The 10,498-nt window shown below is 72.1% G+C and carries 6 protein-coding genes; 2 read left to right on the top strand and 4 right to left on the bottom strand.

Annotated elements, in window-relative coordinates; genetic code table 11:
- Positions 1-313: 313 nt before the first annotated feature.
- Positions 314-1,903 carry a cellulase family glycosylhydrolase gene (locus LADH09A_RS26765; protein WP_238648380.1) on the top strand — a complete coding sequence of 530 codons (1,590 nt, stop codon included), beginning with the start codon at positions 314-316 and terminating at the stop codon, positions 1,901-1,903.
- A gap of 110 nt (positions 1,904-2,013) precedes the next feature.
- Here the strand turns inward: LADH09A_RS26765 and miaB are convergent, their stop codons facing one another.
- Complete coding sequence (gene miaB / locus LADH09A_RS26760) at positions 2,014-3,507, bottom strand: tRNA (N6-isopentenyl adenosine(37)-C2)-methylthiotransferase MiaB (protein WP_308194694.1); 1,494 nt, start codon at positions 3,505-3,507, stop codon at positions 2,014-2,016.
- Positions 3,508-3,727: 220 nt separating this feature from the next.
- Between miaB and LADH09A_RS26755 the strand changes: the two genes are divergently transcribed.
- Positions 3,728-4,636 (top strand): alpha/beta fold hydrolase, encoded by a 909-nt coding sequence (locus tag LADH09A_RS26755; protein WP_238648379.1) that lies wholly within the window; start codon positions 3,728-3,730, stop codon positions 4,634-4,636.
- A 65-nt stretch (positions 4,637-4,701) separates the two neighbouring features.
- Here LADH09A_RS26755 and fxsT read toward each other — a convergent pair whose 3' ends face one another.
- Genes fxsT through LADH09A_RS26740 form a run of 3 tightly spaced genes read right to left on the bottom strand, consistent with a single transcriptional unit; the run spans position 4,702 to position 10,495 of the window.
- Positions 4,702-8,571 carry an FxSxx-COOH system tetratricopeptide repeat protein gene (fxsT, locus tag LADH09A_RS26750; protein ID WP_238648377.1) on the bottom strand — a complete coding sequence of 1,290 codons (3,870 nt, stop codon included), beginning with the start codon at positions 8,569-8,571 and terminating at the stop codon, positions 4,702-4,704.
- Complete coding sequence (locus tag LADH09A_RS26745; protein WP_238648376.1) at positions 8,568-9,839, bottom strand: TIR-like protein FxsC; 1,272 nt, start codon at positions 9,837-9,839, stop codon at positions 8,568-8,570. The genes fxsT and LADH09A_RS26745 overlap by 4 nt, the downstream gene beginning before the upstream one ends.
- Positions 9,836-10,495 carry a TIR-like protein FxsC gene (locus LADH09A_RS26740; RefSeq protein WP_238648375.1) on the bottom strand — a complete coding sequence of 220 codons (660 nt, stop codon included), beginning with the start codon at positions 10,493-10,495 and terminating at the stop codon, positions 9,836-9,838. The genes LADH09A_RS26745 and LADH09A_RS26740 overlap by 4 nt, the downstream gene beginning before the upstream one ends.
- Positions 10,496-10,498 lie beyond the last annotated feature (3 nt).

Genomic DNA, 10,498 nt, shown 5'->3' with positions numbered 1-10,498 from the left:
GCGCGCGCGGGGCGCGGGGCGCGCGCGGGGCGCGGGCGTGGGACGGCGGGCGGGGCCGGCCGGACGGCTGGTTGACGCATTGAGGACCGCTGATCAGAATGAGCGACGGAGCCAGGTCAAGCATCGACGTGAGGGCGCCGACGGCGGTACGACGTCGTCGGGGATCGTCGGTGTGCGTTACGCGAGTGACCACGTCCGCGTGACATGGGTCGTTCCGCGCTGTGCGCGTACTCCTGAGGGAGCGTGACCGGCGGACGGCCTCTTCCGCCCGCGCCCGCCCACGGCGGCGTCGGGCATCCGAAGTGGAGCTCGCATGCACCGTCCCACCTCTTTCGGCGGCGCGCTGGCCGCGCTCGCCACCGCCGCGGCCGGCGCGCTCGTCGCCGTCGCGGTCAGCACCGGCCCGGCGGTCGCCGCGCCGGGTGGTACCGGCACCGGCTACCTGCACACCAGCGGCAACCAGATCGTGGACAGCACCGGCGCCACGGTCCGGTTGACCGGTATCAACTGGTTCGGCATGGAGACCGACAACAAGACCTTCCACGGGTTGTGGTCGAACAACCCGTGGAGGGGGCAGCTCGACACGATGGCCCGGCTGGGTTACAACACGTTGCGGGTGCCGTACTCGAACGACGCGCTGAAGCCGGGCGCGACGGCCAGCGGGGTCAACGACTTCGTCAACCCGGATCTGGTCGGGTTGTCGCCGTTGCAGATCCTGGACAAGGTGATCGACTACGCCGGCAGCAAGGGGATGCGGATCATCCTGGACCGGCACCGGCCGACGGCGGCCGGGCAGTCGCCGCTGTGGTATACGCCGACGGTCTCCGAGGCGACCTGGATCAACGACTGGAAGATGCTGGCCCAGCGGTACGCGGGCAACCCGACGGTGATCGGCGCGGACCTGCACAACGAGCCGCACGCCGAGGGCACCAACCCGGCGGCCACCGGCGCGTGCTGGGGTTGCGGCGACACGACGCGGGACTGGCGGCTCGCCGCCGAGCGGGCCGGCAACGCGATCCTCGGCGTCCAGCCCAACTGGTTGATCTTCGTGGAGGGGGTGAGCTGCCCCAGCGGCGGTCTCTCCAACGTGTGGGACGGCGACACCAGCAACGACGAGGACTGCGGTTGGTGGGGTGGCAACCTGTCCAGGGCCGGCGAGTTTCCGGTGAGGCTGAACGTGGCGAACCGGCTGGTCTACTCGCCGCACGAGTACGCCACCTCGGTCTACCGGCAGAGCTGGTTCGACGCACCGGACTACCCGGCGAACATGCCGGCCATCTGGGACAAGTACTGGGGTTACCTGTACAAGCAGAACATCGCGCCGATCATGATGGGTGAGTTCGGCAGCACGCTGGCCGACCCGAAGGACAGGGTGTGGCTGGAGAGGTTGATGGCCTACACCGGCACCGGGGTGACCGGTATGTCCTTCACCTACTGGTCGTGGAACCCGAACTCGGGTGACACCGGCGGCATCGCGCTGGACGACTGGACGAACGTCAACACCGCCAAGCAGGCGATCCTCCAGCCGTACCTGATCGCGCCGACCGGTGGCGGCACCACCACGCCACCGCCCGACGGACCGACGGACCCGCCCACCGGCGCCTGCACTGCCACCTATCGGCAGGTCAACGCCTGGCAGGGCGGATTCCAGGGTGAGGTGACCATCAAGAACACCGGCTCCGCCGCGGTGAACCCGTGGTCGGTCACCTGGACCTGGCCGTCCGGGGTGACGTTGGGCAGTGGCTGGAACGCCACGGTCTCCCAGTCCGGCACGACGATCACCGCGGCCGCGCCGGGGCACGCACCGTCGCTGTCGGCCGGCGGGTCGGTGACCGTGGGCTTCACCGCCAACGGCACCGCCAGCGCACCGGGTGCGGTGAAGCTCGGCGGCGCCAGCTGCTGAGGTGTAGGGACGGCCGGCGCTCTCGGCGTCGGCCGTCCGCCGACGCGGGTCGGCTCACCGTCTGAACGGGAGGCCCCCTGCCGTCGCGCGACAGGGGGCCTCCCACGCGCTCAGTGGGTGGCGCAGCCGGCCGTGGGTGCGGGCGCGACCGGCGGCGCGCCGATCGTGGGCAGACCGAGCAACACCCCGGGGGTACGCGGGGAGCGCCCCGCCTCGGCCGCGTCGCCGGCCCGGGTGCGCCGGTGCGCCACCAGCGGGCCGTCGGCGTTGAGGTGGTGCGGCGCGGCGTACGTGATCGTGGTGTGCACGATGTCGCCCGGGCGGATCTGGCCGGCCATCGACTCCCCGCCGGGGGTGTCGGTCGCGAAGTGCACGAGTCGACCGTCGCGGGCGCGGCCCGACATCCGGCCGGTGCGCTCGTCCTTGCGGCCCTCGCCGACCGCGACCAGCACCTCGACGGTCTCGCCCACCTGGCGCTTGTTCTCCGCCCAGGTGATGTCCTCGACGGTCGCGATCAGCCGCTCGTAGCGCTCCTGCACGACCTGCTTGGGCAACTGGTCGTCCATGGTCGCGGCGGGGGTGCCGGGGCGCTTCGAGTACTGGAAGGTGAAGGCCGAGGAGAACCGGGCCTCGCGGACCACGTCCAGGGTGCGCTGGAAGTCGGCCTCGGTCTCCCCCGGGAAGCCGACGATGATGTCGGTGGTGATCGCCGCGTCCGGCATGGCCGCCCGGACCTTCTCGATGATCCCCAGGTAGCGCTCGGAGCGGTAGGACCGGCGCATCGCCCGGAGCACGTCGTCGGAGCCGGACTGCAACGGCATGTGCAGCGAGTGGCAGACGTTCGGCGTCTCGGCCATCGCGGCGATCACGTCGTCGGTGAAGTCCTTCGGGTGCGGGCTGGTGAAGCGGACCCGCTCCAGCCCGTCGATGTCACCGCAGGCCCGCAGCAGCTTGCCGAACGCGTACCGGTCGCCGAACTCCACGCCGTAGGAGTTGACGTTCTGCCCGAGCAGGGTCACCTCCAGCACGCCCTCGTCGACCAGCGCGCGCACCTCGGAGAGGATGTCGCCGGGACGGCGGTCCTTCTCCTTGCCGCGCAGCGCGGGCACGATGCAGAACGTGCAGGTGTTGTTGCAGCCCACCGAGATCGACACCCACCCGGCGTACGTCGACTCGCGGCGGGTGGGCAGCGTGGAGGGGAAGACGTCGAGGGACTCCAGGATCTCCACCTCGGCGGCGGCGTTGTGTCGGGCCCGCTCCAGCAGCACCGGCAGCGCGCCGATGTTGTGGGTGCCGAAGACCACGTCCACCCAGGGGGCCTTGCGGACGATCTCGCCCCGGTCCTTCTGGGCCAGGCAGCCGCCGACGGCGATCTGCATCCCGGGGTGCTTGTCCTTCACCGGGCGCAACCGACCGAGGTTGCCGTAGAGGCGGTTGTCGGCGTTCTCCCGGACCGCGCAGGTGTTGAAGACGACGATGTCCGGGGTGTCGTCGGCGGGCACCGCGCGCACGTAGCCGGCCTGTTCGAGCAGGCCGGAGATGCGCTCAGAGTCGTGCACGTTCATCTGGCAGCCGTACGTCACGACGTTGTAGGTCCTAGCCACCCTCTTGGTGCCCCTTCCCCTCGGGCTACCAGGGTAGCGGCCCGTTCGGCGGCCCCGACCCACCGGCATTGACCCGGCGGCCCATGGCGGGCATCCACGGCGGGCAGTACGCTGCACAACAAGAATGTGTTCTGGGCGATTTCGGGGGCTTTGCACTCAGCGCCGACCATGCGCGGCTCCGGTCACGGGGGAGCACATGACGACCCGCGGGAGGCCAACCGTGACGCGACAAGATGCGGCACAGCGCACCGTCACCACCCCGGACGGGCGGCGCCTCGCGGTGGAGACCTCCGGCTCGCCGGACGGGCCTGCGGTCTTCCTGCTGCACGGCACCCCGGGCAGCCGCAGCGGCCCCCGGCCCCGGGGCATCGTCGTCTACCGCCTCGGCGTGCACCTCGTCTGCTACGACCGACCCGGTTACGGCGACTCCGACCGGCACGAGGGTCGGCGGGTGGCCGACGCCGCCGCCGACGTGGCGGCGATCGCCGACGACCTCGGCATCGAGCGGTTCGCGGTGGTGGGCCGGTCCGGTGGTGGGCCACACGCCCTGGCCTGCGCGGCACTGCTGCCCGACCGGGTCACCCGGGCCGCCGTCCTGGTGGGGCTCGCCCCGGCCGGCGCACCCGACCTCGACTGGTACGCCGGGATGGCCGAGTCGAACGTGGAGGACTACGGGCAGGCCGACGAGGACCTGGCCGAGCTCACGCTCAACCTGAAGGTCCGCGCGGAGGAGGCCCGACGGGACCCGATGACGCTGCTGGACTTCCTGCGCCCCCAGTTGCCCGACGAGGACATCCGGGTCGTCGACGACGTGGCGATCCGCCGACTGCTGACCGACATGTACTCCGAGGCGTTGCGGCACGGCCCCGAGGGGTGGATCGACGACGTGCTGGCGATACGACGCGGCTGGGGGTTCGACCTGGGCGCCATCCGCGCGGAGGTCCGGCTCTGGCACGGCGAGCAGGACCGCTTCTCACCGGTGGAGCACTCCCACTGGCTCGCCTCGCGGATCACGCGGGCCGAGGTCCAGGTGCAGCCCGGCGCCGCGCACTTCGGCGCGGTGGAGATCCTGCCGCAGACCCTCACCTGGCTGGCCACACCGGACCTCGCGACCACCCCACGGCTCTGACCGACCGTCGCGCAGTGGCCGGCCCGGCGGGACGGGCCTGACCCACCCCGCCGGACCAACGACGGTCAGATCGTGTGCGGGTCGATCACCCGGACGACGAACCGCCGCTCACGCAGGGTCTGCACGGTCGGGTGCTCCGGGCCGATCACCTCGGCCAACCGGTCCGCCACGGCGCCGACGGCCTCGGCGGGGGCATCGCCACCGGCCCGCCTCGACACCAGGGCGAGATCACCGAGGCAGCGCAGCGTGTCGGGGTGCTCCGCGCCGATCACCGCGGCCAGGCGACCGGAGGTCTCCCGCAGCCGCTCCCGCGCCGAGTCCCACTCCTCCTCCTCGGCGAGGCACACCGCGTGGTTCACGTCCGCGGCGAGGGTGTGCGGGTGGTCGGGGCCGAGCACCTTGCGCAACTCGCCGGAGGCCCGCGCCGCCGACGCGCGGGCGTCCGACCTGCGCCCGAGCGCCCGCTCGGCGGCGGAGATGTTGCTCAGCGTCGCCAGCGTGTGCGGGTGCTCCGGGCCGAGGCGCAGTTGCTCCTCGTACGCCTGGCTCACGGCGGTCATCTCGGTGAACGCCCGGGCCGCGTCGCCGACGGCCAGCAGGTTCGCCGCGCGGCTCGACCGGCACGCCACCGTGTCCGGGTTGTCCTGCCCGAAGCGTTCGTCGAGCTCGCGGTAGGCCGTCTCGAACATCGGCGCGGCCTCGGCGCCCCGACCGGCGCTGCGCAGGGACACCGCCAGGTTGACCTGGGCGGCGAGACTCTGACCGTCGTCCGGCCCGAGCACCTCGCAGTACGTCTCGTACACGGTGCGCAGCAGGGTGGCCGACCTCTCGTACTCGCCGGCCTCCCGCAGGTCGCTGCCCAGCCGCACGGCGGAGACCAGGGTGTAGGGGTGCGTGGGGCCGAGCACCAGCCGCCGCCGCTGGTGCACTTCGTCGTCCCACCTGCGGGCGGACCGGTAGTCGCCGACCAGCCGGTAGGAGACGGCGAGGTTGTTGGCCGCGCTCAACGTCCGGGGGTGGTCCTCGCCGAACACCTGGAGCCAGGAGGCGTAGGTGGACCGGTCCCGTTCCAGCGCCTCGGCGTAGCGGCCCAGCGCGCGCAGGTCACCGCCGAGGCTGCCGGCGGTCATCAGACTGTGCGGGTGCATCGGGCCCAACAGACGGCGCTGCTCGGCCAGCACCGCCTCGTCCAGGTCCCGGGCCTCGTCGAACCGGCCCAGGCTGCGCAGGATGTTTGCCCGGTTGAAGCGCAGGTGCAGCAACTGTCGACCCAGCGCGGACGCCTCGACCTCGTCGTGCGTGTCACCGAGCCGGGCGGACCAGGTGTCGTCCACCTCCTGGCTGAAGCCGTCGGCCTGGTCCAGACCGCCGCGCTGCCACAGGTAACGGACCCGGTCGATGAGCAACTGACACACCGACTCGTCGGGGCAGGTCAGTGCCTCGGAGACCTCCAGGTGCGGCCAGAGCATCCGCAGGCGGGCCCAGGTGGTCGGGTCGTCCACGTCACCACGGGGCCGGGACGCCGCCAGCACCAGGTGCACCTGGTGTCGGGCCGCGTCGATCTCGTCCTCGGTCATCCGGTCGCGTACGACGGCCTGCAACAACCGGTGCACCTGGACCCGGCCGCCCTGGACGTCGAGTTTGAGCAGGGCGAGCCGGTTGATCTGCTGGACCAGCGCACCGCGGACGAGCCGTTCCGACACCGACGGGTCGAACGGCACGAGGGCCGCCGCCATCTCGTCGCTGTAGATCAGCTCCAGCGCGATCTCCGGAGCCAGCACCGAGCAGAGCTGCAACAGCCGGTACGCGGCGGGCGCCTGGTCGAGCAGCCGGTTGAGTGACAGGTCCCAGGTGGCCTCGACGGAGAGCGCGCTGGGCCCGTGCCGCTCGATCTGCCGCAGGTAGTCGGCGACCGACGTGCCCGTGTCGGCGAGCCACGCGCCCGCCGCCGCCACCGCGATGGGCAGGTCGCCGAGCGCCTCGGCCACCCGGTCGGCCTCCTCGGCGCTGATCGTGGGCACCCGCTGGGCGAGGTGCGCGACGCTCTCGGTGCGGTTGAAGACGTCCACCTGGATCGGGTTCGCCCGGTCACCCCAGGCGCGGTTGCGCGAGGTCAGCAGGACGTGCCCGGGGCCCTGGGGCAGGAAGGGCTCAATCTGGTCGAGCTCCTCGGCGTTGTCGAGCACGACGAGCCACCGCTCGTACGGCTCGCCCCGGCCCAGCACCTGCAACACGGACCGGACCGTGTCGGGCAGGGTGGGCCCGGCGAGGATGCCGAGGCGGCTGGCGAGGTCGGCCAGGGCGGTGTCGACGAACTGCGGCGGGTCCGCCACGATCCACCAGACCACGTCGTACGCGGCCTTGAACCGGTGCACGTACTCCAGGGCCACCTGTGTCTTTCCGACGCCGCCCATGCCCTGGAGGGCGACCGGCAGCACCACCGCGCTGCCGCCGCTCTGCAGTTGCGCGCGCAGCCGGGCCAGGTCGTCCTCCCGGCCGGTGAACCGGGCGTTCCGGTTGGGGGCGTTGAAGATCAATGGCTCGGTGCCGGGGAAACGGGTACTGCCGCCCGCCGGGCCGTCCGCCGACGACGGCACCGGCCGGCCGACCAGCCGCAACACCCGCTCCACGGCGGTCGCCGCGCTCACATTGACCAGGTTGGTGGAACTCTGCGAGGGAAACTCCGCCAGCGGGCGCAGGTCGGCGACGTACACGGCGAGCGCCGTGGAGCCGGTGCTGGTGTCCCGGTCGGGCAGACCGCCGGACGGCGTCGCCACGTAGGCCGGCGAGACCACGGTCAGTGTGCGCGGCGCGGGCGTACCGGCGGACCCGACGGCAGCGGTGGGCTCCACCACCCGCAACCCGGCCGAACTGAGCACCCGCTCCAGCCACTCGGCCCAGATGGCGTCCTCCGGCGCACACCGGAGCACGATCTGGTCGTCGATCGCCTCGGTGCGTCGACGGAAACGGGCCTTGCCCCGCTCCCGCACCGACTCGTCCATCAGCGGCAGCGCGGTCACCGCGCCGTCGGTGAGGATCCCGGTCAACGTCTCGAACGCGGACAGCAGCGACGTCGGCGAACCGGGCGGGTCCCCGAATGTCGCCAGTGTCTCCTCGTACGCGTAGAACGGCCGGTACGGGACCTCGACGGCAGCCCAGTAGCGCCGCCGCTCGGCCTCGGTCATGCCCGCCGGCAACCCGGCGAACCGCCGCATGGCCAGCAGACGACCCGCCTCGGCCCGCTCCTTCTCGGCCTGGTCGACGCGCATCGGCACCGGCAGGACCCGGATGTCGCGCCGCCGGTACCGGTCGCGTACCGAGTGCGCCACCCGGGCCGCGCCGTCGATGCCCTGGTCGCTGAGCGTGAAACAGTCGACCAGCGTGTCCGGGAGGTGCAGGGTGCAGATGTCCGCGACGTCGCTCAACCCCGTCCGGCTGTCGATCAGGGTGAAGTCGTACTGGCGTTTCATGTCCGCCCGCAGTGCTTCGAAGAACTGCGCGCCGCCCAGCCGGTTGTAGAAGTTGTCCCAGTCCAGCCCGCTCACCGAGACGGCGTAGTCGCTGTTCTGCCGGCCCGCGGAGAGGAAGTCCAGACCGCCGCCGTTGGGGAAGTTCCAGCGCAGCGAGAAGGCGTGCCGCCCGACCCGGGCGTACTGCTCCATCCAGCGGTCCGGCCGGTCGTCGACCCGCGTGGTCTCCCACTCGTAGTCGCGGATCATGTCGATCACACCGCTGGTGCCCTGGATCGCCTCGGCGTCGAGGAACGGGTGGAAGAAGCGGTGCAGGCCGGGTGACTCGAGGTCCCAGTCGGCGACGAGCACCCGCCGGCCGCTGGCCGCGAGGATCCAGGCCACATTGGCCAGCGCCATCGTCCGGCCCGTCCCACCCTTGAACGAGTAGAAGGTGACGACCTGGCCTTCACGATCGTTGTTCATCGGTTTTCTCCGTGGGGACGCAATGGGGCCGGATCGTCAGGCGTGGACGCGGGATCTCCGGTGGTGGTCGAGCCGGCCGGGGGCAGGCCGTCACGCAGGCTCGGCACCGGCTCCGGCGGCGGTTCGAACGGGACCACCGGGCCGTACTTGAGGAACTGACGGCGGGCCTCGGTGACCAGCGCCGGCATCAGGTCGACGAACTCCGGCATGGTGCACGCGCGCTTGACCTGGGGCATACCGGCGTCGTGCAGCAGCTGCGTCACCTCGGTCGCCCACCGGCTGGCGTCCTGGGTGTCGTCGTCGTCGGTGACCACCAGTGGAACGACCCACTCCCGCAGGCCGTGCAGCATGTCGGCGAGGATCACGGCGGCGTCCGGCGCGGCCGCGACCCACGGGTCGACCAGCAGCACGGCCGGTCGACGGTCGAGCAACGCGGCCGCCTGCGCGAAGTCCGCCGTACGGGCGGACAGCCCGAGTCGCTCGGCGGTGCTGACCGCATACTCGGCGGCGGGCAGCTCCTGGCGGCGCCCGTACGGTCGCCAGAGCCGACCGCTGGCCGCGTAGCCGGCGGGGTCGCGGTCGGTCGGCAGATGGTCCCGGGTCGGTGCCAGGACGGCGACGACGAAGTCCGGGTCGGTCGGCCCCGGGCGCACGACCTCGTCCAGGCCGGGCGCGCGGGACGGGCCCAGCGGTCGCCGCTCGGCGGTGTGCACGATCCGGCTGGCCAGACGGTTCAGCAGCAGCTCGTACTGCGACCGGTAGGAGGCCAACATGCAGAACGCCCGCAGGCCGTCCTCGGCGTACTCCGGGACGTCCCGGCCCAGGTCCAGCGCGCCGTCCAGCTCGGGGTGGGTCTCCCACGGTGGGAACGGGATCCACAGCACCGGGGTGAGGTGGCCGGCGGTCAGCCGGGCCGACCCGGCGGCGGCCAGCCGGGCCCGGAAGGACTCCTGCTCCCCCAACGCCCACGGGCGACTGAAGTAGCCGGGCGAGTAGAGCGGAACGAACACCTCGGCGTCGCCCAGTGCCTCGGCGAGAGCCGCCTTCCAGTCGGCGCCCAACGGGATCTGCTGGTCGAAGAAGCCGATCCTCATGCCCGCCACCGGTCGCGCCTGCCGTCGCACCTCGTCGGTCAGGTCGGCGAAGAACTGGCCGACCCACACGTCGGCGTCGGCGCGGGCGCCCGGCGGGGGCGCCGAGTGGGCATAGCTGAGGAAGAAGTACGTCCCTGGCGCCGCCGGCCGACGCCGGTCCGTCGGCGGGCTCATCCCGGCTCCTCGGCGAACCGGTTGCACAGCTCGTCCACACTCGCCGGCACCCAGGGCTCCACCAGGTACGACCGGTGGATCGCCACGATCCGCTGGGCGAGCCGCCAGACCACCGCCCGGTACGCGTTCTCCCACTGCATGGTCAGCAAGCCGTAGACCCCATCCCGCTGGTAGTGCACCGCGATGTCGGGATCCGGCACGGCGGTCGGGGTGAACCGTTGGATGTCGCGGAGCACCCGGGGCAGTGCCGTGCCGTTCGTCGGCGACCAGGTGACCGGCACGATGGCCGTCTCGTGGGGCGAGGCGGAGCTGTGCCGCGGGACGATCGTCCGGCGGGAGAACGCGTCCCACTCCCGACCACACCAGTCACTGCCGAGCAGCGCGCTGGACACCAGCGGGACGAAGACCTGGCAGGTGCCGGCGGCCTGGAGCAGCTCCGGGCTCCACCGTTCACCGCCCGCGATGGAGCTGTCCAGGAAGCCGGCGTCCACTCCGGTCACCGGGCCGACCAACTCACTGACGTGGACGGAGAGGTCCTCGAAGAACCGGGAGACGTACTCGGCCGGTTTGCCGGTGGCGCGGCCCACCGGGGCCCGGGAGTAGCTGATGAAGAAGAGCGGGGCGCGCATTCTGGAGGGTGCGTCCACTGTGCTCACCGC

Source organism: Micromonospora cabrerizensis, from assembly GCF_022230955.1.
Classification (GTDB): domain Bacteria; phylum Actinomycetota; class Actinomycetes; order Mycobacteriales; family Micromonosporaceae; genus Micromonospora; species Micromonospora cabrerizensis.
The sequence above is the reverse complement of the archived record's forward strand: the minus strand, read 5'-3'. Positions and strand labels throughout refer to the sequence as shown.